Annotated in this window: 24 protein-coding genes and 1 tRNA gene; 13 read left to right on the top strand and 12 right to left on the bottom strand. The window is 64.8% G+C overall.

The window, feature by feature from the left end; all coding sequences use genetic code 11:
• From IV501_RS02755 to IV501_RS02730, 6 genes are all read left to right on the top strand, one after another.
• Entirely contained in the window at window positions 1-804 is an 804-nt protein-coding gene (locus IV501_RS02755) for a hypothetical protein (protein WP_200554870.1), read from the top strand.
• Window positions 801-3,275 carry an SDR family oxidoreductase gene (locus IV501_RS02750; protein WP_200554869.1) on the top strand — a complete coding sequence of 825 codons (2,475 nt, stop codon included), beginning with the start codon at window positions 801-803 and terminating at the stop codon, window positions 3,273-3,275. Before IV501_RS02755 ends, IV501_RS02750 begins: the two co-directional genes overlap by 4 nt.
• Window positions 3,265-4,059, top strand: a complete 795-nt coding sequence (locus IV501_RS02745) for a ferritin-like domain-containing protein (RefSeq protein ID WP_200554868.1) — start codon at window positions 3,265-3,267, stop codon at window positions 4,057-4,059. Before IV501_RS02750 ends, IV501_RS02745 begins: the two co-directional genes overlap by 11 nt.
• Window positions 4,060-4,086: 27 nt before the next feature.
• The gene (locus IV501_RS02740) at window positions 4,087-4,842 is read left to right on the top strand and encodes an SDR family oxidoreductase (protein WP_200554867.1); all 756 of its coding nucleotides are present in this window, start codon (window positions 4,087-4,089) and stop codon (window positions 4,840-4,842) included.
• 53 nt (window positions 4,843-4,895) lie between these two features.
• Window positions 4,896-5,546 carry an alpha-ketoglutarate-dependent dioxygenase AlkB gene (locus IV501_RS02735; RefSeq protein WP_200554866.1) on the top strand — a complete coding sequence of 217 codons (651 nt, stop codon included), beginning with the start codon at window positions 4,896-4,898 and terminating at the stop codon, window positions 5,544-5,546.
• 71 nt (window positions 5,547-5,617) lie between these two features.
• Window positions 5,618-6,628, top strand: a complete 1,011-nt coding sequence (locus IV501_RS02730; RefSeq protein ID WP_200554865.1) for an acetylxylan esterase — start codon at window positions 5,618-5,620, stop codon at window positions 6,626-6,628.
• A gap of 231 nt (window positions 6,629-6,859) precedes the next feature.
• Here IV501_RS02730 and IV501_RS02725 read toward each other — a convergent pair whose 3' ends face one another.
• Both IV501_RS02725 and IV501_RS02720 read right to left on the bottom strand, forming a co-directional pair.
• Entirely contained in the window at window positions 6,860-7,435 is a 576-nt protein-coding gene (locus IV501_RS02725; protein ID WP_200554864.1) for a hypothetical protein, read from the bottom strand.
• Window positions 7,436-7,711: 276 nt separating this feature from the next.
• Entirely contained in the window at window positions 7,712-8,299 is a 588-nt protein-coding gene (locus tag IV501_RS02720) for a TetR/AcrR family transcriptional regulator (protein WP_200554863.1), read from the bottom strand.
• Window positions 8,300-8,741: 442 nt separating this feature from the next.
• Here IV501_RS02720 and IV501_RS02715 point away from each other — a divergent pair, with 442 nt between their 5' ends.
• The 6 genes from IV501_RS02715 (at window position 8,742) to IV501_RS02690 (ending at window position 13,902) form a co-directional block, all read left to right on the top strand.
• Entirely contained in the window at window positions 8,742-9,149 is a 408-nt protein-coding gene (locus IV501_RS02715) for a MerR family transcriptional regulator (protein ID WP_372430736.1), read from the top strand.
• Between the two features lie 43 nt (window positions 9,150-9,192).
• Window positions 9,193-9,684 (top strand): CarD family transcriptional regulator, encoded by a 492-nt coding sequence (locus tag IV501_RS02710; protein WP_200554862.1) that lies wholly within the window; start codon window positions 9,193-9,195, stop codon window positions 9,682-9,684.
• A gap of 50 nt (window positions 9,685-9,734) precedes the next feature.
• Window positions 9,735-9,995 (top strand): hypothetical protein, encoded by a 261-nt coding sequence (locus IV501_RS02705; protein WP_200554861.1) that lies wholly within the window; start codon window positions 9,735-9,737, stop codon window positions 9,993-9,995.
• A 247-nt stretch (window positions 9,996-10,242) separates the two neighbouring features.
• Window positions 10,243-11,874, top strand: coding sequence for an HAD family acid phosphatase (locus IV501_RS02700; RefSeq protein WP_307812145.1), 1,632 nt, complete (start codon window positions 10,243-10,245; stop codon window positions 11,872-11,874).
• A 106-nt stretch (window positions 11,875-11,980) separates the two neighbouring features.
• Complete coding sequence (locus IV501_RS02695) at window positions 11,981-12,754, top strand: alpha/beta fold hydrolase (RefSeq protein WP_200554859.1); 774 nt, start codon at window positions 11,981-11,983, stop codon at window positions 12,752-12,754.
• 50 nt (window positions 12,755-12,804) lie between these two features.
• Window positions 12,805-13,902, top strand: coding sequence for a carboxylate-amine ligase (locus IV501_RS02690; protein ID WP_200554858.1), 1,098 nt, complete (start codon window positions 12,805-12,807; stop codon window positions 13,900-13,902).
• Window positions 13,903-13,929: 27 nt separating this feature from the next.
• Here IV501_RS02690 and lepB read toward each other — a convergent pair whose 3' ends face one another.
• The 5 genes from lepB to IV501_RS02665 form a co-directional block, all read right to left on the bottom strand.
• Window positions 13,930-14,676, bottom strand: coding sequence for a signal peptidase I (gene lepB, locus IV501_RS02685; RefSeq protein ID WP_200554857.1), 747 nt, complete (start codon window positions 14,674-14,676; stop codon window positions 13,930-13,932).
• Window positions 14,677-14,764: 88 nt separating this feature from the next.
• The gene (locus IV501_RS02680; protein ID WP_200554856.1) at window positions 14,765-15,181 is read right to left on the bottom strand and encodes a DUF1003 domain-containing protein; all 417 of its coding nucleotides are present in this window, start codon (window positions 15,179-15,181) and stop codon (window positions 14,765-14,767) included.
• Window positions 15,182-15,706: 525 nt separating this feature from the next.
• Window positions 15,707-15,886 (bottom strand): nuclear transport factor 2-like protein, encoded by a 180-nt coding sequence (locus IV501_RS02675; RefSeq protein ID WP_200554855.1) that lies wholly within the window; start codon window positions 15,884-15,886, stop codon window positions 15,707-15,709.
• A gap of 266 nt (window positions 15,887-16,152) precedes the next feature.
• A complete protein-coding gene (locus tag IV501_RS02670; RefSeq protein ID WP_200554854.1) occupies window positions 16,153-16,728 on the bottom strand; it encodes a pyridoxamine 5'-phosphate oxidase family protein in 576 nt (191 codons plus the stop codon).
• A 338-nt stretch (window positions 16,729-17,066) separates the two neighbouring features.
• Window positions 17,067-17,140, bottom strand: a tRNA-Ala gene (locus IV501_RS02665).
• A gap of 82 nt (window positions 17,141-17,222) precedes the next feature.
• Here IV501_RS02665 and IV501_RS02660 point away from each other — a divergent pair.
• The gene (locus IV501_RS02660; RefSeq protein ID WP_200554853.1) at window positions 17,223-17,792 is read left to right on the top strand and encodes an antibiotic biosynthesis monooxygenase; all 570 of its coding nucleotides are present in this window, start codon (window positions 17,223-17,225) and stop codon (window positions 17,790-17,792) included.
• Window positions 17,793-17,819: 27 nt separating this feature from the next.
• On the opposite strand, the gene IV501_RS02655 is transcribed toward IV501_RS02660, so the two are convergent.
• From IV501_RS02655 to rsfS, 5 genes are all read right to left on the bottom strand, one after another.
• On the bottom strand, window positions 17,820-18,650 hold the full coding sequence (locus IV501_RS02655; RefSeq protein WP_200554852.1) for a MetQ/NlpA family ABC transporter substrate-binding protein: 831 nt from the start codon (window positions 18,648-18,650) through the stop codon (window positions 17,820-17,822).
• An 87-nt stretch (window positions 18,651-18,737) separates the two neighbouring features.
• Window positions 18,738-19,520: a methionine ABC transporter permease gene (locus tag IV501_RS02650; RefSeq protein WP_200554851.1), complete on the bottom strand. Its 783-nt coding sequence runs from the start codon at window positions 19,518-19,520 to the stop codon at window positions 18,738-18,740.
• Window positions 19,517-20,482, bottom strand: coding sequence for a methionine ABC transporter ATP-binding protein (locus IV501_RS02645; protein ID WP_307812144.1), 966 nt, complete (start codon window positions 20,480-20,482; stop codon window positions 19,517-19,519). The genes IV501_RS02650 and IV501_RS02645 overlap by 4 nt, the downstream gene beginning before the upstream one ends.
• 157 nt (window positions 20,483-20,639) lie before the next feature.
• Entirely contained in the window at window positions 20,640-21,578 is a 939-nt protein-coding gene (locus tag IV501_RS02640; RefSeq protein WP_504739218.1) for a hypothetical protein, read from the bottom strand.
• A gap of 5 nt (window positions 21,579-21,583) precedes the next feature.
• Entirely contained in the window at window positions 21,584-21,961 is a 378-nt protein-coding gene (rsfS, locus tag IV501_RS02635) for a ribosome silencing factor (RefSeq protein WP_200554848.1), read from the bottom strand.
• Window positions 21,962-22,015 lie beyond the last annotated feature (54 nt).

Here is a 22,015-nt window from a genome sequence, read left to right as displayed (position 1 = left end):
ATGCCGGATAACGATGAGGCTTCCGTGATCGACATGGGCCTTCCCGCGGCAGACTTCGACGTGCGCCATTTCGCTCGCACCGCAGCGGGAAACCATCGCGACGAACTCGACCTCGAGGCCTATGCCGACGCGCCCCTGAGCAATGAGACGCTCCGCACTCTCGTCTATCTGCGGGACATCGAGCGAGCGACCATGAGCCACCTCCGCGGACTGCTCGTCACCGCGACCCATAAAGACGCTCGGGTGACCGCGTTCCTCACCACCTGGGCGTTCGAAAAGTTCTGGATCGCCGATGCGCTCGATGCGATCATCGAGACGAACGATGCAGACCTCGCCCTCGATCAGGCGAAGATCAACACCCACGGCGAGCACACCATCCGCGAGTCGATCGTCGGCAACATCATCGGCGTGCCGATGACCGCCGTGCACATGGCGGTCGGAACCGTCGACGAGTGGCTGATGCAGGCGGCGTACGCTCGCGTCGCGGAGCTCGAGCCGCATCCCGAGCTGGTCCGCACGATCGAGCGGCTTCTCGCCGTCAAAGAACGTCAGCTGCTGTTCTTCGAGGCGCAGGCCCGCTACCGCCTGCTGTTCTCGCGCCGCGCCCGTTCCATCACCCGTCGTCGCCTGCGCAGCACGCCCTGGCCGATCGGACGGCTCGCCCAACCGAAGCAGGAGTCCGCGTTCTTCTTCGCGCGTCTCATCGCCTCCTCCCCTGCCACGGTGACGGCGCTCGACGCCCGCATCGACACCCTCCCCGGCCAGTCCGGACTCTCCCTCATTCGAAAGGCTTCGCGCGCATGAGCTCGACCGAGAACACCCCGGCCGACGAGGCGCCGGCAGCGCGAAAGCCCGCAGTTCGTAAGCCAGCAGCGCGCAAGCCAGCGGCACGCAAGCCAGCGGTACGAAAAGCCGCCGCCGCGGTCGCCCCCGCCAGCTCGAAGCCAGAGGGCATCGGGCTGACGAACGAACACATCTTCCTCACCGGCGGCACCGGGTTCGTCGGCCAGGCCATCCTCGAGCGGTTGCTCTCTGACTACCCCGACACCCGCATCTCGCTCTTGGTGCGCGGCAAGGGCAGCCAGACCGGCGAGGGCCGCCTGCAGAATCTGATGCGCAAGCCGGTGTTCAAATCCTGGATCGAGCGCATCGGCGAAGATGCGGCCAAGGCCGAGGTCGCCCGCCGGGTCAGCGTGATCGAGGGCAGCCTCAGCAACGTTGGCACGCTCCCCGACGATATCGACGTCGTCATCCACAGCGCGTCGACCGTCTCATTCGACCCGCCCATCGACGAGGCCTTCGACACCAACGTCGGCGGAGCCAACGGCGTCTACGGCGCTCTTCTCGAGAGCGGCAGCGACCCGCATGTCGTGCACGTCTCCACCGCCTACGTGCAGGGAATCCGCAAGGGAATCGCCCCAGAGGCCTCCCTGCAGCACACCGTCGACTGGGCGGCCGAGTATGAGGCGGCGAAGACCGCCCGCGCCCGCGTCGAATTCGAGTCCCGCCAGCCGGAGGCGCTGCGCGGCTTCCTCGCGGATGCCCGCGCCCGACACGGCAAGACCGGCCCGCAGGCGGTCTCGCAGTTCGCCGAGCTCGCGCGCTCCGAGTGGGTGCGCGAACGCCTGGTCGACTACGGACGCACCCGTGCCGAGAGCCTCGGCTGGACCGACGTGTATACGCTCACCAAGGCCTTCGCCGAGCGTGTCGCCGAGGAGCGCTGGGCGCAGGCCGGTCACCGTCTCTCCGTGGTGCGCCCCTCGATCATCGAGAGCTCACTGCAGCATCCGTTCCCCGGCTGGATCGACGGCTTCAAAGTCGCCGACCCGCTGATCCTCGCCTACGGTCGCGGCCAGCTGCCCGACTTCCCCGGCCTGCCCGACAGCATCCTCGATGTCATCCCGGTCGATTACGTGGTCAATGCGATCATCGCGGTCGCCGCGACTAAGGCCGACCCCGACGACCCGAAGTACTACCACGTCAGTTCCGGCAAGAGCAATCCGCTGCCCTTTCACCGCATGTACGAAAACGTCAACGCCTACTTCACGGCCAATCCGCTGCCGGACGAGCACGGCGACATCCGGGTTCCGCTGTGGCGTTTCCCCGGCGGTCAGCGCGTAGAGAAGGCACTGGTCAAGCGCGAGAAGCAGGCGGAGCGCGCGGAGAAATTCGTGTCGCAGCTTCCCACCACGCCGCGCACCCGCAAGTGGCTCGACGGCATCAAGCACGGCCAGCACCAGCTCGAGGTGCTGCGCGGCTACACCAACCTCTACCGCGCGTACGTGCAGACCGAGATCATCTTCGACGACACCAACACCAAGGCCCTGCACCTCAGCCTGCCCGCCGAGTTGCGCGACGACCGCGGCATCGATCTCGACAAGATCGACTGGGAAGACTATTTCCAGAAAGTGCACTTCCCCGCGGTGACCACCCTCACCCGCGCGTTCGCCAATCGCCCGGCGGCCAAGCCGCGGTCGACTCCGCTGCTGCCGGCGCGGTCGGATGTCGTGGCCGTCTTCGACCTCGAGGGCACCGTGCTCGAGTCCAACCTGGTCAAGCAGTACCTTCAGCTCTGGTCTGGCAGCGTTCCGCGCAGTCGGGTCGCCCACGACCTCGGCAACTTCGCCTTCTCGCTACCGAAGTACGTGAAGGCGGAACGACGCGATCGCGGCGACTTCATCCGCACCTTCATGCGCCGCTACGAGGGTTTCAAGGTCAGCGAGATCGAGCGCCAGGTGCGCGGCGGCTTCGGCCGGGCCATGATGCGCCGCGCGCTTCCCGACGCCCTCAAGCGGGTTGCCGAGCATCGCGCCGCCGGGCATCGCACCATCCTGGTCACGGGCAGCATCGATCTCACGGTGCAGCCGTTCCTTCCGTTCTTCGACGAGGTCGTCGCCGGCAGCATGCACGAGCGTGATGGCGTGCTCACCGGCTATCTCGCCGATCCCCCGTTGGTCGACGAAGCGCGCGCGGCCTGGCTGCGTAACTACGCCGAGGTCAACGGGTACGACCTGAGCAAGTCATACGGCTACGGCGACAGCCACGCCGACCTGGTCTGGCTCCAGTTGCTCGGAAATCCGGCGGCGGTCAATCCCGACCTGCCGTTGTACCGTCACGCCCAAGAAAAGCGCTGGAATATCCTCGATTGGAAGCGCGGACCCGCCGCACACCAGTCGACTTCCCCCATCGCCTCCGAACTACCGACGATCTCGAAAGGAGATGGATCGACCGCGGATGCAGCATCCGCCCGGTCCACCACAACACATGGCATTTGACATCGATCGGTACACGAGCACGTCTGTCGGAGTGAACTGGCAAGACCTCGACTTTGACGACTTCGTCACCAACCCGCTGCCGGAGGGAACCCTCCGCAGCCTGCGCTACATGTGCGACATCGAGTACCACACGGTGTGCTACCTGCGCGACATGCTGGTCACCCCTTCGCACAAGGACGCCGACGTCTCGGCCTTCATGACCATGTGGAACCGCGAAGAGTTCTGGCACGGCGAGGCCCTCGCCGCCGTTCTCGGCGCGCACGGCGTTACCGTTGACTTCGACGAGCTGAAGTCCACGCGACTCAAGATCGGCTGGAAGGATCGGCTCGACCCGATCAAGCAGTCCCTGCTCGGCAACATCGTCGGCTCCGATTTCACCGCCGTGCACATGATCTGGGGCGCAGCCAACGAGTGGTCGGCCATCGCTGCATACAACCGTCTTGCCGACATGGAGAAGCACCCCGTGCTCGCCGTACTGCTGCGGCGGATCGCCAAGCAGGAGGCACGTCACGTCGCCTTCTATGCGTCCCAGGCCCGCGAGCGTCTCGCCCGCAGCAAGAAGGCACGCGTATTCGCTCGCTTCGCTCTCTCCAAGTTCTGGGGTCCGGTCGGCTCCGGCGTCATGGATGAGCCTGAGGTGTACCACGTGATGAACCACCTCATGGGTGGTCCAGAGGGACGCAAAGAGGTGCGCAAGATCGACGAGCACATCTCCCGCATGCCGGGCCTGCAAGGCCTCAAGATCGTTGAGAACTCCCTCGAGGCACGGGGAATCGCCGCCTGAGTCACTCCAGTTCACGAAAGGACGACGATGTCCGAACGCCGTGTCGCGATAGTCACCGGTGCCGCCCGCGGCATAGGTGCCGCTATCGCCATCCGCTTGGCCGCTGATGGCATGGCCGTCGCCGTGGTCGACCTCGACGAGAGCGCGACCGCGTCGACGGTGAGCGTGATCGGAGCGGCCGGCGGGTCTGCGGTCGGCATCGGGGCGGATGTCTCCGTCGCATCCGATGTCCAGCGGGCAGTCGAGCGCACCGTGGCCACTCTCGGTGCGCCCACCGTCCTGGTCAACAACGCGGGCATCCTGCGCGACAATCTGCTGTTCAAGCTCAGCGAGGGCGACTGGGATGCCGTGATGTCCGTTCACCTGCGCGGCGCCTTCCTGATGAGCCGCGAGGTGCAGAAGCATCAGGTCGAGGCGAAGTGGGGCCGCATCGTCAGCCTGTCGAGCACCTCAGCGCTCGGCAACCGCGGGCAGGCGAACTACTCGGCTGCCAAGGCCGGCATCCAGGGCTTCACCAAGACCCTCGCGATCGAGTTGGGTCAGTTCAACGTCACGGCGAACGCCATCGCTCCGGGATTCATCGCCACCGACATGCTGCGTGCAACCGCCGAGCGCATGGGTGTCACCTTCGAGGAGTTTCTCACCGGAGCTGCGAAGCAGATCCCGGTGCGCCGGGTGGGCCAGCCGGATGACGTGGCCGCCGCCGCATCCTTCTTCTGTTCGGAAGAGGCCGGGTTCGTGTCCGGTCAGGTGCTCTACGTCGCCGGCGGTCCGCAAGACTAGCTCTCGGGTGTTGCTCGCTGGTTTTCGAACATACTTTCGAATACCATCGACGCATGTCTCTCGTCTTCCAGCCATCGCTCTTCGATCAACTGGACTCGTCGCCTCGACTGTCTCCCCTCGAGAGCGGCACCGTGCAGCACATCGCACTCACGGATGGCGCATGGGTCGACCTACGGCCGGGCTGGCTGCTCGGGTCGGATGCGGTGTTCGAGCGGCTCGTCGAGGCCGTTCCCTGGCGCGCAGACAGGCGTGAGATGTACGACCGGGTGGTCGATGTTCCCCGGCTCGTGTCCTGGTTCGGCGCGGGCGACCCGCTTCCCGATCCGGTGCTCGACGAGGCGATGGGCGACCTCAATGCCTACTACTCCACCCGATCGGGCATCACCGCTGAGCAGCGGTTTCAGACAGCGGGGCTGTGCTTCTATCGCACGGGCGACGACAGCGTCGCCTGGCATGGTGACCGCGTCGGTCGCACGATCAATCGGGACACCATGGTGGGCATACTCTCGGTGGGCGAGGCGCGCGTTCTGTCCCTGCGCCCGAAGGTCCGTCCGGGCGAGGTTCGGCGCTTCGCGCTCGGCCACGGCGATCTGATCGTCATGGGAGGCAGCTGCCAGCGCACCCACGAGCACGCGATCCTCAAGACCGCCAAGGCGGTCGGTCCCCGCATCAGTGTTCAGTTTCGACCGGTGTGGCCACGCTGAGTCGGCATGATCGATCGGTCCAGACCGGAGCGGGCAGCCCCAGCGCGGTGTGGCACGGATACTCTGGTGGAATGTATGTCGACCTTCCGGAGACCGAACTCCGCAGCTACCGCTCCTCGCAGCTCGACCCGGCCGATTTCGACGAGTTCTGGTCGACCACGCTCGACGAGGCGCGCGGCTTCGATCTTGACGTGCGCGTCGAACAGGTCGACACCGGCCTGACCACGGTCGACGTCTTCGACATCACCTTCGCCGGGTACAACGGCGAGCCGATCAAGGCCTGGTTGCGGCTGCCCGCTGGCGCGAGCGCTCCCCTCCCGGCCGTCGTGCAGTTCGTCGGGTACTCCGGCGGCCGCGGTCGCCCGATCGACAATCTGCTCTGGGCCTCCGCCGGCTTCGCACACTTCCAAATGGACACTCGCGGCCAGGGCGGCGGAGCGAGCGTGGGCGACACCCATGATCCACACGGTTCCGGCTCGCAGACCGGCGGCTTCCTCACCAAAGGCATCGAAGACCGCGACACCTACTACTACCGGCGGCTGTTCACTGATGCCGTGCGCGCCGTCGAGGCTGCTCGCGCCCTCGACGCCATCGATTCGTCCCGCGTGGCCGTGCTCGGTGGCAGTCAGGGTGGCGGAATCGCCCTTGCGGTCGCGGGACTCGTCCCCGATCTCTCCGCCGTCGTCGCCTATGTGCCGTTTCTCAGCGACTTCCCGCGATCGATGGTCGTCTCGTCGTCAGGCCCGTACGCCGAGCTGGTCACGTACTTCGCGGTTCATCGCGAGCGTCTCGGCCTGATCGACACCACCCTCCCCTATTTCGACGCCGTGAACTTTGCCAAACGCGCAACCGCGCCCGCCTGGCTGTCGGTCGCACTGATGGACCGGGTCTGCCCGCCGTCGAGCGTTTTCGGTGCCTTCCACGCATACAAGGGCGAGAAGGACATCGCGATCTGGCCGTTCAACGATCACGAGGGCGGCGGCATCGACGACGACGCCCGGGCGCTCGAGGCTCTGCGCGGCGCCTTCGCCGTGCGTACGCTCCCGGCCCGCCGCGGCGGCCGTCGCGCGCACCGCGGCTGACAAAACCGCGTCTACCTACACCGCTGCTAACTGCACGCGGACGGATGCCAGTCAGGCGTCCGCCACGACCTCGCCGCAATTACCTGTCCGAAATGCAGGCAATTTTCGAGACACGCCGCTCCCCCAATGCGACCACTCGGCGTGTCTCAAATTCTGCCTTCATTTCGGACGCGAAACACGTGACACAAATCGCCGAGAGGCGCAGAGGAGCGCAGAGGAGCGCCGACACCGCTACCAGCGATCGTCGAGTTCGTGTTCGACGGCCTGCGCGCGGCTGCGGGCCAGCAGTCCTGCGAGATCGACCTCGCGGAATTCGCGAAGCCGGTCCTCGCGGCCGTCGTCTTCCGGAGCGTAGCCGACCACGGGCGAGCCGATTCGACCGAGGATGGCCGAGCCGACATCCGCCCAGGCTCGCCTCCGTGCGTCCTCCACCAGCTCTGCCAGATATGCCTTGTCGTCTCGCTGGTGGGCGAGTCGGTCGGCAATCTCCGCGTGAGCCGCACTGCGCAGGGCGAGCGCCGTGTCATCCGCCTGCTTGTAATCGTGACCGTGCCGCGCACTGCCGCGCTGCCGCGCCACCCGAGTGCGGATGTCGGACGCGCGGCGAGAAAGTTCGCGCTGCTCGGTCTCGATGCGGCCCAGTTCTGACCGCGCCTCCGCTGTTGTGGCGCCCGCGTCGAACGGCTTCCCCGCACTGAGAGCCCGCAGAATGATCCAGTTATCGAGGGCCACGACGATGGCCGAACGGGTGATGATCATCCCGTCGTCGATGGAGTGTCGGAGCGCTGTGGGATCGAGCGTAGGCATCGGCGGAATTTTCCGCATGCGCTTGACCATGGTGCGTATCACTGACCTTCCCGCAGAAAAGGCTAGCCCCCGCCGGTGACAGGCGGGGGCTATCGAGCTGTCCGGGCGGGGGTCAGCTGCGGCAGAAGGAGATTTCCTGGGAGACGCGCGGCGCATCCCAACCCTGAGCGAACAGCCAGCCGTCGATCAGCATGATCAGCCCTCGAGTCTGCAGCGTCGGAGATGCGCCTTCGCGGCGCAGAGCTGCGCGATCCTCAGGCTCCGGCGAGGAGCGGCTCAGTAACCGTCGACCAGCGCGAGGGTCGCCCGCCCGACCTGACGTCGCGCGGTATCGAGCGACTCCCCCGTCGGCTTATTTCGGTCGAAGAGGAATGTCGCGGCGAACCCGTATCGAAGAGCGTTGCTGGCGAGGGCCAGCCCGGCCGCGATTTCGGGGTCTGTGCGTAACGCGGCGGCCGCGGCATCCGTGATGTCGAGCACTCGCTGGTACGCCACCATGAGTTGCGGGTAGCGCGCAGCATCGAGATGCGAGCGGTAGCTTGCCTGATAAAAGGCGTGTTGCTCGACCGCGAAGGTGAGGAACAATTCATTCGTGATGCGCATGATCTCCGCCGGAGACTCGACGCCAGCCAGCGCCGTGCGCAGCATGCCGTAGTGGAACCGATGGCCCTTCTCGGCGATGGCGGCGAGTAAGGCATCCCGCTCGGCGAAGTGTTTGTACGGAGCAGACGGACTCACCCCCGCCCGCCGAGCTGCCTCGGAGAGGCTGAAGTTCTCTGCGCCCTTCTCTTCGACTAGCGCCAGAGCCGCATGCTCGAGCGCATTGCGCAGGTCACCGTGATGATAGGCATCGTACGTCGTCACAGCGGTTCCTCGGGCTCAGTGTGAATGCGGCACTTCGCCTTATTTGTATCACTTCCTCCACGCCGTGAACTAAATCACGACGATGGAGTCAGTTGGGTTGCGCGAAGGTGCCCCCGAAATCATGTCATGGACACTTCGACGCGTTACCTGGATGATCATCCATACGCCCGAAATCGGCTCAGCCGGTGTGACCGGGCGGATGCCGCACAGGGGGAAGGCGCGGCACCCGTCCGGGATCCAGGAACGTGCCCTCTTTGCACCAGAGACATCGGGCGTCCCCAGTAGCCAGTGACGACCGCATCGACGGGGGTGCGTACCCCCAGTGTGACGCTGAAAGCACAATTCAGGGGTGCCCCGTGAGGGTCACAGTGGCAGCCGCGACCGGCAAATAGCGATCTCGGTCAACTCTACCCTGACGTTAAGGTAGAATTGACTGGACGAAATGGATCTCATGACTGGCTCCGCACCGGACACGATGCACATCGGCGAACTCGCTGACAAGTCGAACCTGTCGCAGCGCACGATCCGACACTACGAGGAGGTGGGCCTGCTCAAGCCCGCCGGGCGCTCGGAAGGTGGCTTCCGCCTCTACACGCACGACGATCTCATGCGTCTCCTGGTCATCCGCCGCATGAAGCCGCTTGGCTTTTCGCTCGATGAGATGGCCGAGGTGTTGCGCATCATCGACACCGTGGGTTCGTCGACAGCCTCCGCGAATGACGAGTCCGTGGCCGCCGATCTCGATTCATTTATCGACCAGGCGATCGAACGCAGAGCCACCCTCCAAGAACACCTGGCGTTGGCCGACGAGTTCGTCGAATTGCTTCGTCAGCAGAGACTTCTCCGCTAGATCTTCCCCGCTAGATCCGATTACAACCGAAGGCACATCCCAGATGATTTTTGAAGTCGGCGAGACTCTTGTCTACCCCCACCACGGCGCAGTCACGATCACCAAGGTCGAGACCCGCACCATCAAGGGTGAGGAGAAGAAGTACATGACTCTCAACGTGCACGCGAGCGAGCTCACCATCACCCTGCCCGTCGACAACGCCGAGCTCGTCGGCGTGCGCGACGTGATCGATGAGGCCGGCGTCGAGGCGGTCTTCGAGGTACTGCGTAGCGACTACGTGGTCGAGGCCGGCAACTGGTCGCGCCGCTACAAGGCCAACCAGGAGAAGATGGCGAGCGGCAGCGTCTTCCGCATCAGCGAGGTCGTGCGCGACCTGTGGCGTCGCGACCAGGACAAGGGTGTGTCCGCCGCCGAGAAGAACATGCTGGCCAAGTCGCGCCAGGTACTCATCTCGGAGCTGGCCCTGGCCAAGCAGGTCTCCCCTGCCGATGCCGAGCTGCTCATCGACGACGTGCTGGCGACCGTTTCCGCCTAGCCCCTGGGTCCCCATACCGGCACGACACCTCGGCGTGGCATGATCACCTCATGTCAGAGCCTTTTTCGCCGCGCCCAGACCCCTTCCGCGAAGACGACCGCCCCGAGAACATCAAGGATGATCTCGGCCTGAGGGTAGCGTCGGGCGAACCACTCGACGACGGCGACGGACCAGACGTGCTCGAAGAAGACGGCGAGCAGGAGCCGACGCTCGAGTCCGAGATCGCCCGCGAAGGTGCCCCCCGGTTCCGTACGCCGCACCCCGGCGAGAAGCTCAGTGACGAGCAGCTCGCTGCCGATCTCGACACATAACGCGAGCGGGCCCCAGTCTGGTCGGATCCGCTCGTCGAGCCTTCACCAACGGTGCTTCGTTCGCGAAGGAAGCGCCGTTCGTGAAGACTCGCTCGGAGGGCGAGGGACATTGATCAGCGGCCTGACCGCGATTAGGGTGCTCCTGTGCCTCATTCGGGGGGTGCGCATGTGATGACGAAGTGGTGGGCAGATGACTCTGGATCGATCCTCAACCGCGGCCCGGGGCATCCGTTCCCGCCGCTTAGCTGTGACCGGGGCTGCGATCGCCCTGGTGCTCGGCTCGACGCTGGTGGGCGCGACCTCGGCGCAGGCGTGGGATAACGGCAGCAAAGACGACGGTGCGGCCTCGCGTTCCGGCCAGACGCTCGCGCCGAACACGCGATTCACGATGGCTCCCGATGGGTCGAGTGGCGCGACCGTCGGTGGCGAGAACATCCCGAACATCGATTCGGCGAAGAAGACCATCGCCACGTATTACGGCGACCCGGGCACCGGGCTCGCCAACCAGACGGCGTCTCCCTACATCAGCGAGATGGCGTCGATCGTGGCGAAGGCCAGCGCGAGCCTCAAGCCCGCCTACGACACGGCGATCGCCGCCGGGCAGAAACCGGCCATCGTGTTCGATGCCGACGACACCATGCTCGAGACCTACGACATGGAGGTCGCGGGGATGCACTTCACCTTCGACCCCGCCCTGCAGGATGTCTACGTGCAGGGGCAGAAATTCCCGGCGACGCCGAGCATGGTCGGCTTCGCCGCCGCGGCCAAGGCCGTCGGCTACTCGATCTTCGGCCTCACCGGGCGCAACGACGATCAGAAGACCGCGACTCTGGCCAACCTGAGCAAGGTCGGCTATGTCGGCTTCACGCCAGACAACTTCTACACGAAGTGGACGGGGGTCGGGACATCCGTTCAGCCTTCGTACATCACCTGTGCCGCGGCCAAGTGCACTACCGTCGAGTACAAGGCACTCACCCGCAAGCACATCCAGGACCTGGGCTACACGATCACGCTGAACGTGGGCGACCAGTGGTCTGACCTGCAGGGCGGGTACACGCAGAGCACGCTGAAGCTGCCCAACCCGACCTATTACCTGCCGTCGGCGGACCTGCCCGGCGTCTCGGAGCCGGCTTTGGCCCCACGCACCACCTTCACCATGGCACCAGACGGATCGAGCGGCCTCACCCAGGGCGGTGAGGGCATCCCGAACATCGACTCGGTGAAGTCGACGATCTACACCTACTACGGCGACCCGGGCACCGGCATCGCGAACAAGACCGACTCGCCATACATCCGCGAGATGCGCAAGGTCGTGCTGCAGCAGCTGCCGCGAGTGGCCGCCGCCTGCTTCATCGAGAAGAAGCTGCACAAGAACCCGGCGATCGTGCTGGATGCCGACGACACCACGCTCTGGACCTACGACATGGAGGTGGCCGGCATGCACTTCACCTTCGACCCGGCCCTCCAGGACGTCTACGTGCAGGGACAGAAGTTCCCAGCGACACCGTCGATGGTGAGCCTCGCCTCGATTGCCCAGAAGTCGGGATGCACGATCATCGGTCTGACCGGACGAAACGACAACCAGAAGGCGGCAACGATCGCCAACCTGGCGAAGGTCGGCTACACCGGCTTCACTGCGGCGAACTACTACACGAAGTGGACCGGCGTCGGCACCTCGCAGCAGCCCAGCTACATCAGCTGCGCCACCGCGAAATGCACCACCATCGAGTACAAGTCGCAGACCCGCAAGTACATCGAGTCGAAGGCGGGCGGCAAATACGACATCGTCGCGAACTTCGGTGACCAGTTCAGCGACCTGATCGGTGGGGCGGCGGATCACTCGGTCAAGCTGCCGAACCCGACGTACTACCTGCCATAACTCGCTCCGTGCCATAACGGCCGGCCGGCGCCTATCGAACAGCGCGTGGGAGGCCCTGGGTTACCCCGGGCCTTCCCCGCGACTGCGAGCGCTGCGATACTCGGACATGGCCTTCACCCGAGACCGCACCCCCCTTCTCCACGTCGCGCTCGATGAGGGAGAGGGAGCTCCCGTCGTGATGCTGCACGGCATCGCCTCCTCGTCGGTCACCTTCCAGAACGTGGTGCCGCTGGTCTCCCCGCACCACCGATGCATCGCGATCGATCTGCTGGGCTTCGGGGAGTCGCCGATTCCTCCTGACGCGGAATATACGATCGCCGAGCACACCGCCGCGATCGAACGGACGCTCAAGACCATCCACCTCCACGAGCCGTTCACGCTCGTCGGGCATTCCATGGGCGCGCTGATCGCCGCGAGACTAGCGCTGCGGTTTCCCAAGCAGGTGAGCAAGCTGGTGCTGGTCAGCCCACCGATCTACGTAAAGCCGGAGGAGCTGAGTAATCTCCTCGATCGTGGGGTGATGGACTTCTATCTGCGCGCCTACAAGTACCTCCGGGCCAATGAGGCATTCACGCTTCGAAGCGCAGAGTTCGTCGAACATTTGCTGCCGATTCCGAAGGCGATGGACATCAACGAACGCACGTGGACGCCCTTCGTCAAATCGCTCGAGCACTCGATCGAATCGCAGACCACGATCAGCGATCTCGCCTCGGTAACCGCGCCGATCGAGATGGTCTACGGCAGCATGGACCAGTTTCGATCCGACGGGGTGCTGCGCATCGTGGAACGGATGTCGGGAGTCACGACCCACCGCGTCCTCGGCAGCGATCACCTGATCGGTAAGCGCCTCGCCCGAGTCGTGGCAACCGCCATCGGCTGAGCGGCAACGCGCGTCGGGTCGGGCTTGCTCGGCGGGAGGACAATGTGCTCATGCGCAGTTTCGGCGTCGAGGAAGAGCTCCTTCTGGTGGAGGAGCAGACCGGTCAGGCCGTGCCGGTGGCGCGTGCGCTGCTACGCCGGCTGGAGTCATCCGTCGACACGACCAGCGGCGAACTGACAGCGGAACTGCAGCAGGAAATGGTCGAAGCAGTGACCGAACCGCACGAGAGCCTCGACGAGTTGCTCACCGATGTCATCGAGGGCCGTGCTCACGCCGACCGCGCGGCGCAGGCGGTGGGAGCCCGAGCCGTGGCCGTCGCGATCTCTCCCCTGCTCGTGCACCCGCACATCATGGCCGATTCGCGGTATGCCCTCATCCGTGAGCGCTTTGGCGTCACCGCGCGCAACAGCCTCACCTGCGGGCTTCACGTTCACGTCACCATCGACGGGCCCGAGGAGGGTGTCGCGGTCCTGGATCGCATCCGAAGCTGGCTGCCACTGCTGACGGCCATCTCCGCCAATTCGCCTTTTGCCGGGGGTCAAGACACCGGGTTCGCGAGCTATCGTTCCCGCGCCTGGAGCCAATGGCCGACGACGGGTCCGAACGACCTCTTCGGCACTGCCGATGCCTACGCGGCGTACTGCGACAGTCTGCTTGCCACCGGCGTGCTGCTCGATGCGGGAATGTTCTACTTCGACGCCCGGCTGTCGCGCAACCATCCCACCATCGAGATCCGGGTGTCGGATGTCTGCCTCGAACCGTCGACGACGGTAGCGGTCGCCGCCATCTGCCGTGCACTCGTCGACACCGCGGTTCGCGACTGGCACGCGGGCGAGCCGGCTCCCCCGGTGCCGTCGGCGCTGATCAGGCTGGCGTCACTCCGCGCGGCGCAGACCGCGCTCGAGGAGCAGCTGCTGCATCCGATCGACGGGGTTCCGGTCACCTCGCGAGTAGCGATCGACCTTCTGCTCGCCCACATCGGCGAGGCGCTCATCGCCTCGGGGGACGCGACGGTGGTGCCAAGGGAGCTCAATCGCCTGCTCGCCGAGGGAACGGGTTCCGCCCACCAACGGGCCTCGTTCACGCGCTCCGGCAACCTGAGAGACGTCGTCACCGATGCGATCGCGCTGACCCACGGCGTGCAGTGAGCCACGGCGAGCCGTGATGGGCGGAGGTCAGCGATCGGCGCCGGCGAAGACATCCGGATAATCATCGAGCCAGGCCCAGTGCGCGGACGGCCAGGTGATGACGAATGCGCGACCGACGACATTGCGCAGGGGGACGAAACCGCTGCCAGGGACGTTCGCCCGGTAGTGGTAGCCAGAATCGCCCGAGTTGTCGCGGTTATCGCCGAGCACCCAGAGCGAGCCTTCGGGCACGGTCACCTCGAACGGCCTCGGATAGGCGTCCTGTGCGCCGTTGTTCAGATGGATGTACTGCTGTTCGTTGATCGGGGTGCCGTTGACGCTCACCTGGCCGAACGCGGTGCAGCACGACACTGTGTCACCCGGGAGTCCGATCACCCGCTTGACCAGATTGTCACTGGTGGCCGGAGCGGTGAGGCCGATCGCGCTGAGCACCCACTCCATCGGGTTCTGCTCGGTGGCCGGTGCCTTCACCTCACCGGGTAGCCAGCCGCCCGGATCGGTGAACACGACGACGTCGCCGTGGTGGAGCGGAGACAGCTTCGGGATCAGCTCGTTCACCAGAATGCGGTCATGCATTTGCAGGGTGTTGGTCATCGACGCCGAGGGAATGTAGAACGCCCGCACCAGAAAGGTCTTCACCCCGATGGAGAGGATCACCGCGACCACCAGCACAACCACCACGTCACGCGCGAACCGCAGCGTGCCGTGCTTCTTCCGCTTCTTCTGGCCCGCCTTCTGCTCCGTCGGCGCGGTGGCCACGGCCGTATACTTCATCGATTCCCCCGATCTCGATCTACTCTAAGTGATCGATACCCAGATCGGTGCCCCTGGCCGTACGACGTTTTTCCGGCGTACGAGGCGATCAGGTCTTCGGATCTGCATCGTCTTCTTTTTTCGCCTGAGACTTGAGATTCTCGAAACGCAGGTGCACGTCTCGGTCACTCACCCCGAGTCGCTCGCCAATCAGCTCAGACAGGGCCTGGGAATACAGGTTGGTCTCGAAGTCCTGCTCCGCACGCTCGTCCGACCTGCCCGACTGCCGATTCTGAGTGATCAACACAAAGGTCGAGAGGAAGATCGCCTCGAGCGAGACGATGAGCGTGAGAAGCCCGAAGGGGAATGGATCGAAGCTGTGCGGCACGAACACATTGGCGGCGATCCAGATCGCGAACCAGACGACGTGCAGCAGAACAAAGGTCATCGACCCGCTGAATTTGGTGATGGCATCGGCCGCACGCTGTCGTCGGGATGCCGGAGCATCACGGCCATAGATCTTCATGGCTTCATTGTGCGGCACCGCACACCGGCGCGCGGATCGGGCCACGCGGCTGGACGCCCACGGAGGCGCGGCGGGGGCCGCGTAAGCGGTCGTGAACGGAAAGAGGCCGTCCTCGGTGTCCGAGAACGGCCTCCCTGCACGACTGTCCGTGCTCTTGTGTGGATCCAAGGGGATTCGAACCCCTGACCCTCCATCGAGCGTGGCTTGACCGTGATCACTATCGCCCTCCGTCGTTCCGTTGAAAGCGCCCCCTCTGCCCTGCAGATATGAGGCGGAGTGCGGAGCTGCTGTTTGGTATCGATCAGAGCCCAGTCGTGAACGCTTCGCTCACGGTGCCTGTGTCTTCGTAGAGGTGCAGCTTGATGATCTTGTCGTCGCGCACAACTAAGTGAAAAGCGCTGGGAGTCTCGAACTTTGTGCCTGTGCTGTCCACCACGTGGCTGAAGTGAGCGAACATCGCTGCGTGTTCCCATGGATCAGGACGTCTTCGACTTCAACAACGCTCATCGCCGGGGTGAAATACGGTCACATCGTCCTGAAATACGTCGGCACTTCTGCCCGCTTCGACCGAGTGCCCGTCCACGGCAATCGAGGGTTTCCGGGCACGAACCAATCGATCTCTTCGGCAAAGAGGTTGCCGATGCCGTCAGCGTCCTGCTCGCCAACGCGCTGAAGGAACTGGGTTACGACTTCGGAGGTACTCATTTTCGTCTCCTACTTTCATATTTGTATTCGTTCTTTATTGGGTTTGTGCGCCTATCGTCGAGTTGTAATCGTTGGGCAGGACACCATGTTCGAGCTATCTGCGAATCCGGGACGGACCCCAGCCAATATTTCGGCAGTCATCATCAGTCGAGACCGAGGGGTGCCAATGGTGGCTTGGACCCTGCGCCGGTTGGAGTCTGGCACGGGGTGTCATTTGCGACGTGGATTGTCTAGATGCCGACCAATCCGTCGCCGCGCGCACGCTCTTACTCGGCCTTGTGACCGGATATGTTCTCAATTTCACTTGCGGTGTAGCGCGGGGTTATGTGCTGTGGACAATTCCAGTCGAATGCACTGACGGTTATCACTATCGCCCGCTCGACGACGGCATCCGTCTCGTCCGGATGACGCAAACCTTCAACAAAGCCTTCGTCGTCTTCGACTCGTACTACGTGCGCTCGTCCGAAAAGTTTCAACCTGCTTCGCGAGGGATAATCCATGGCGATAATTGATACCCGCTCGTCGGCCCGAATGTTGCCTGTACTTACGTGTTGCAGATTGCCGCGATAATCGGCCCAGCTGAGAGTGTGCTCGTCCGCACGAACGAACCCAGGAGGCCCTCCCCTGAATTGGACGTAGGGCCAACCAGTCTCACTGACGGTAGCCAGGTAAAACGAGTCTCGGGTGGCGAAAAACGCTTGCTCTCTTGCACCCAACGGATCACCGGCGATCAAACCGTGTCCCCTGCTAGTCATGCGGCGATAGAACTCTGCGCTACCGTACGCCTGCTGCTCAGCGTCGACCGTGTCAGTGAAGGCGATGCAGCCGTATTGCTTGCTCATTGACTGAATCTACTCGCGTCGGACGACGGGGTGGAAGTTGCGTCCGCTCCCGACTTGCGAAGCTCGCGGACGATCGAGCTCGCGTCCCACGGCCCGAAGTGTCTGTGCCCGTTCGGGAAGAAGGTCGGCATCCTTGGATGTCCCGCCCCTGTGCGGCAGCGGCTTCGCTCGCGTACGCCGCTGGGAGAACCCAAGGGTGGTGCAGTGGGATCGGGTTGGGGCGGTAGACGCCGCGACAGACCAGATCGCCCACGACTTATAGTGGCCCTTAACTGGGCCAGAGGTCCTTTTCCAGCCGAACGGCTTTATGAAAAAGAACCTCTGGTCAGGTATTTCTGTGGATCCAAGGGGATTCGAACCCCTGACCCCCTGCATGCCATGCAGGTGCGCTACCGGGCTGCGCCATGGACCCATGTTTTTCGATCTCTCGATCAAGCAACCTGTTTAGATTACTACATTTCGCGAGCGCTCAAGAACGCGTGCACACTGGGGTCATGGCAGTAGAACCCATCACGGTATCGATCACCCGCACCGTCTCCCCCGACCGCATCAAGGAGGTCTCGGCCTGGGCTCGCGCCGGGCAGGACCTGCTCAGCACAACGCCGGGTTACCTCGGCTCCGGCTGGGTACGACCCGACCCCGAGTCCCCCCAGTGGCACATGCTCTATCGCTTCGCCGACGCGGAGAGCCTCGCCGGCTGGGAGAATTCCACCGAGCGGGAGTGGTGGGTCGCCAGCGCGCTGGGGTTGGTCGAAGACACTCGCCAGGAGAAGCGCACCGGTATCGAGGGGTGGTTCGACGAGCCCGCCACGGTGGAGGTGCTGGCGGCGACGACATCCGTTCCCCCGCGCTGGAAGCAGATGATCAGCATCATCGTCGTCTTCTATCCGCTCAGCCTGTTCTTCAACTGGGTGCTGTCGTTCGTCGACGGAGAGTGGCCGCTGTTTCTGCGCGTGCTGGTTCTCGTTTTGATCGTGTCGCCGATCATGACTTATTTCGCGCTGCCGCTGGTGACCCGCGCCCTGCGTCCGTGGTTGATGCGCCCGCGCCGGATTCGAGCCTAGAGCGCACGAGACGACGGACGGTCTCGGCTACTTCGTGAATGGCACTACGAGGCCGCCCCAGGTGGTGTCCATGAACTTCTGGGCTTCCGCCGAGCGCAGGAGCTTGTACAGGGCCGCGACGCGCGGGTCTTTCTCGAGCTTCGGCGTGGTCGCCAGCACGTTGTAGTACGGGCTGTCGCTCGGCTCGATCAGGATCGCCTGCTTGGCGGTGAGGCCGGCGGGCAGCGCGAACGAGATGGTGACGAACGCGGTGTCCACGTCGGGCAGCGACCGCGCCAGGGTCGCGTTGTCGATCTCCTTGAAAACGTACTTGTTGGGGTTCGCGGTGATGTCGCTGAGTTTGGTCGGCTCGGCCGTCGTCTCGATGAGCTTCTTCGAGGCCAGGATCTTCAGCGCGCGACCCTCGTTAGTCGGGTCGCTCGGGATGGCGATGGTGGCGCCGCGCTTCAGCTGCTTGAGGCTGGTGAGCTTGTCGCTGTAGAACGCGGCGGTCGGCAGGTAGACCTCGCCCGCGCTCACCAGGTCGCCCGAAGTCGCGGTGTTGAACGTCTTCAGGAAGGTCGAGTTCTGAAACAGATTCGCGTCGATCGAGCCGTCGGCAAGCGCTGTGTTCGGCGTGTTGTAGTCGGTGAACGGCACGAACTCGATGTTGAGACCCGCCTTCTTGGCCAGGGTGTCGTTGACGTATTTCAGGATGTCGCCGGCTGGCGTCTGCAGCGCGCCCACCTTGATCGTGCCGAGGTCCTTCACCGCGGCAGCACCGGCCTCTGCGGCGGGGGTGCTCGAGGAGCAGGCGGCAAGGGTGGCGGCGAGGGCCACCGCAGTGGCGATGCCGGCGATGCGGGCGGTGATCTTCATGGGTGCTGTGTCCGTTCGAATGTGGGCGGGCAGGGTGTGGGCAGGCAGGGATTGCGCGGGCAGGGTGTGGGCCTGCGGGGAGGTGGGTCAGATGCTCTGCTGCGAGCGGGTGGGCTGGGTACCGTTCGGGAAGGAGACGAGACTGCCGAGGCTGACCTGCGACGCCGTCTCGTGCAACAGGCGTCGGGCGATCAGGGCGGCGACGCTGGCGATGATCTGAACGATCACGAAGATGACGATGATCACGGCGATGATGTACGGGGTGTTGAAGCCCTGGTAGCCATAGCGGAAGGCCACGTCGCCGAGGCCGCCACCGGCGACGACACCGACCATCGCGGAGAAGTTGATGATCGAGGTGATGGTGGTTGCGAGTCCGAGCACGATACTCGGCAGCGCTTCGGGGATGAACACCTTCCGCACGATCTGGCCGCGGGTGGCCCCCAGCGACTCTGCCGCCTCGGTGAGGCCGGGGTCGATCTCCTTCAGCGCGATCTCGACCATGCGGGCGAAGAACGGGATGGCCACGATCGAGAGCGGCACGATGGCCGCGGTGGTTCCGATGAAGGTTCCGACGATCAACCGGGTGAACGGGATGATCGCGATCATCACGATGATGAACGGGATGGAGCGCCCCAGGTTGACGATGAAGTCGAGAACCCGGTTGATCGCAACGCCCAGGCCGCGGCGGCCGAACGGCGCCGCGAACAGGCCACCGCGTTCCGTTCCAACCAACACGATGCCGAGCGGAAGGCCGACGATCAGCGTGATGAGAAGCGCGACGGAGACCATGTAGAGCGTCTGCCCGGTGCCCGTGAGCAGCACCTGCACCAGCGCCGACCAGAACCCGGGAGCGCTCGGATCGTTGTTCATGCCGCCACCTCGACCAGAAGCCCCTGTGACCGCAGATCCGCGATCGCTGCGGCGTTCGCCGCCGCGCTGCCCGGAAGCTCCAGCCGGGTGCGACCGGCCTGACTGCCCCCGATGGTCTCGATCACCGCACCGAGGATGCTGACATCCAGACCGTGCGTACGTGCGAGCTGTGCAATCACCGGGCGGTCTGCGGATCCCCCGCTGAACGTGATGTCGATGACCGTGTTGCCGGCGTGAGGCGGTACAGCGCCGAGCGGAAACAGGTCGGCGGCAAGACGCGAGCCGGGACGGGAGATCAGCTCGACCAGCGGCCCGTGTTCGACGATGCGCCCACTCTCGAGCAGCGCAGCCGAATCGCAGATCGTCTTGACGACATCCATCTCGTGCGTGATCAGCAGCACCGTAAGCCCGAGCTGCTGATTGATGGTGCGCACCAGTTCGAGAATCGAGCGGGTGGTCTCCGGGTCGAGCGCCGAGGTGGCCTCGTCGGAGAGCAGCACGGTCGGCTCGGCAGCGAGGGCGCGGGCGATACCCACCCGCTGCTTCTGACCACCGGACAGTTGGCCCGGGTACGCCTCGGCCTTGTCGGTGAGTCCGACCAGGTCGAGGATCTCGTCCGCCCGACGGCGGCGCTCCCGGCGCTCAGCCCCCGTCACCTCGAGCGCCAGTTCGACGTTGCCGCGCACTGTACGGCTAGAGAGCAGATTGAAGTGCTGGAAGATCATGCCGATCTTCTGCCGCGCGAGCCGCAGCTGACCGCTACCGATCGAAGTGAGATCGACCCCGTCGACGACGACAGCCCCGGCATCCGGTCGCTCCAGCAGGTTCACGGTACGGATGAGCGTGCTCTTGCCCGCGCCACTCTGGCCGACCACGCCGAAGATCTCGCCACGCGCGACGTCGAGGCTGACGTCATCGAGCGCTGCGACGGAGCGCGTGTGGTCGCCGAAGGTTTTGCTCACGCTGTGAAGGGAGATCATGGGCACCGATACGAGGAAGGGGTGGACACGTCACGCGACAGCGCCATTACTGAAACGAGGAAGACGGGAAAAAGCCGAGTATGGCAAGCGGATCGGGCTCAACCAAACCGTGTTACTGCATGTGACAGAGCCGAACGACTCAGCTCAGAGCGGCACGCAAGGAACGCATCCCCCGGATCGCGGACCGCAACTCCTGCAGGTGATGGGCGGCGGTGAAGACCTGGCTGAACTCCCCCAGATCGTTCGCGGCCGCACTAGTCCCGACGGTCTGCACCGCGAGTCCGTGCGCGAGCCCGAGCTCCTGCACCGCCGCGGCACCCTGATAGGGCACGTAGATTGGGGTGGTCACCATCAGCGCGTTTCGTTCGCCCGGCGCCCGGCGCTGCTCCGCCCAGAAGCGGTAGGTGTCTGCGGTATCGGCCCGCCGAGATTCGGGAACGGATGACGGTGCCGCCAGCACCACGAACTCCATCGCCCCGCGGCTCCAGCGCAGTTCTCGCCACGACCCGAACGGTGTCGACTCCTCCACACCGGCGACCACGGCCTCACCGAGTGGACCGAACGCTGCCTTCATTCCCGCGACCATGGCGCCGAACTCGTCGTTCGCGTCGATACCGATCGCGCGTGCGAGCTCGGCTTCGTCTCCGGCGAACGGGCGGAAGCCGCCCAGGAAGACGATTCTGCGCGCGTCGAGCCCCTCATCGAGCAGGGCACTGACGTGGCGTGGCTTCACGAGATCGGCCCGCACCATTCCGCCGGTCATCAGCACGGTGTCGTACTGCCGCAGGGCGGGGACATCCTGGTCGGCGAGGCCGAGCGCTGGCGCAAGGTCGAACACCAGTCGCTCCTGCGCCGCCGTCAGCTGCGGTGCGCGCGCCAGATTGCGCTCGAGTCCGCCGCGGAAGTCCCAGTGCGCGGCCGAGAATCGATCGAGCCAGGGCAGCGGGTCGACGGCAGAGATTCGTCCGCCGAAGGCCGCGACGAGCGCGGCCAGGTCGGCGGAATGCGCCCAGGCGTCGACCAGGGCGATGACCCGAGCCGGGTCATCCGTCGGTCCCCTCCAGGAGGGGAGTTCGATCGCTGTCAGTCGGCGTTCTCGCGAACGGGAACGTCGATCGCGATGACCGGGCAGTCTTTCCAGAGGCGCTCGAGCGAGTAGTACATGCGGTCTTCCTCGTGGAAGACGTGAACCACGAGGTCTCCGAAGTCGAGCAGGATCCAGCGCCCCTCGGCGCGGCCCTCGCGACGTAGCGGCTTGTGGCCAGCCTCGATGAGCTTGTCTTCGATCTCGCCGGCGATCGCGACGACGTTGCGCTCGTTGCGTCCCGTGGCGAGAAGGAAAATGTCGGTCAGCGGAAGCGGGCCGGAGACGTCGAGAGCGACAAGATCCTCAGCCTGCTTGGAGTCGGCAGCATTGGCGGCGATGTGAAGCAGTTCGCGGGCATGGTCGGTCGCGGTCACGGAGTCCTAACGGAGAAAGAAGAGTAAGAAACGGATGTCACAGGCAGACGGCGC

Source organism: Lacisediminihabitans changchengi (genome assembly GCF_016634425.1).
Lineage (GTDB): Bacteria > Actinomycetota > Actinomycetes > Actinomycetales > Microbacteriaceae > Lacisediminihabitans > Lacisediminihabitans changchengi.
The sequence above is the reverse complement of the archived record's forward strand: the minus strand, read 5'-3'. Positions and strand labels throughout refer to the sequence as shown.

What these genes read in the sequence shown, in the direction of transcription:
- IV501_RS02745 (WP_200554868.1), top strand. Translation starts at nt 3,265, where the DNA reads ATGGCATTTGACATCGATCGGTACACGAGCACGTCTGTCGGAGTGAAC.
- IV501_RS02750 (WP_200554869.1), top strand. Translation starts at nt 801, where the DNA reads ATGAGCTCGACCGAGAACACCCCGGCCGACGAGGCGCCGGCAGCGCGA.
- IV501_RS02740 (WP_200554867.1), top strand. Translation starts at nt 4,087, where the DNA reads ATGTCCGAACGCCGTGTCGCGATAGTCACCGGTGCCGCCCGCGGCATA.
- IV501_RS02725 (WP_200554864.1), bottom strand. Translation starts at nt 7,435, where the DNA reads ATGCCTACGCTCGATCCCACAGCGCTCCGACACTCCATCGACGACGGG.
- IV501_RS02655 (WP_200554852.1), bottom strand. Translation starts at nt 18,650, where the DNA reads ATGAAGATCACCGCCCGCATCGCCGGCATCGCCACTGCGGTGGCCCTC.
- IV501_RS02755 (WP_200554870.1), top strand. Translation starts at nt 1, where the DNA reads ATGCCGGATAACGATGAGGCTTCCGTGATCGACATGGGCCTTCCCGCG.
- IV501_RS02675 (WP_200554855.1), bottom strand. Translation starts at nt 15,886, where the DNA reads ATGAGTACCTCCGAAGTCGTAACCCAGTTCCTTCAGCGCGTTGGCGAG.
- IV501_RS02705 (WP_200554861.1), top strand. Translation starts at nt 9,735, where the DNA reads ATGTCAGAGCCTTTTTCGCCGCGCCCAGACCCCTTCCGCGAAGACGAC.
- IV501_RS02650 (WP_200554851.1), bottom strand. Translation starts at nt 19,520, where the DNA reads ATGAACAACGATCCGAGCGCTCCCGGGTTCTGGTCGGCGCTGGTGCAG.
- IV501_RS02710 (WP_200554862.1), top strand. Translation starts at nt 9,193, where the DNA reads ATGATTTTTGAAGTCGGCGAGACTCTTGTCTACCCCCACCACGGCGCA.
- IV501_RS02660 (WP_200554853.1), top strand. Translation starts at nt 17,223, where the DNA reads ATGGCAGTAGAACCCATCACGGTATCGATCACCCGCACCGTCTCCCCC.
- IV501_RS02730 (WP_200554865.1), top strand. Translation starts at nt 5,618, where the DNA reads ATGTATGTCGACCTTCCGGAGACCGAACTCCGCAGCTACCGCTCCTCG.
- IV501_RS02715 (WP_372430736.1), top strand. Translation starts at nt 8,742, where the DNA reads ATGGATCTCATGACTGGCTCCGCACCGGACACGATGCACATCGGCGAA.
- IV501_RS02690 (WP_200554858.1), top strand. Translation starts at nt 12,805, where the DNA reads ATGCGCAGTTTCGGCGTCGAGGAAGAGCTCCTTCTGGTGGAGGAGCAG.
- IV501_RS02735 (WP_200554866.1), top strand. Translation starts at nt 4,896, where the DNA reads ATGTCTCTCGTCTTCCAGCCATCGCTCTTCGATCAACTGGACTCGTCG.
- IV501_RS02680 (WP_200554856.1), bottom strand. Translation starts at nt 15,181, where the DNA reads ATGAAGATCTATGGCCGTGATGCTCCGGCATCCCGACGACAGCGTGCG.
- IV501_RS02695 (WP_200554859.1), top strand. Translation starts at nt 11,981, where the DNA reads ATGGCCTTCACCCGAGACCGCACCCCCCTTCTCCACGTCGCGCTCGAT.
- IV501_RS02670 (WP_200554854.1), bottom strand. Translation starts at nt 16,728, where the DNA reads ATGAGCAAGCAATACGGCTGCATCGCCTTCACTGACACGGTCGACGCT.
- lepB (WP_200554857.1), bottom strand. Translation starts at nt 14,676, where the DNA reads ATGAAGTATACGGCCGTGGCCACCGCGCCGACGGAGCAGAAGGCGGGC.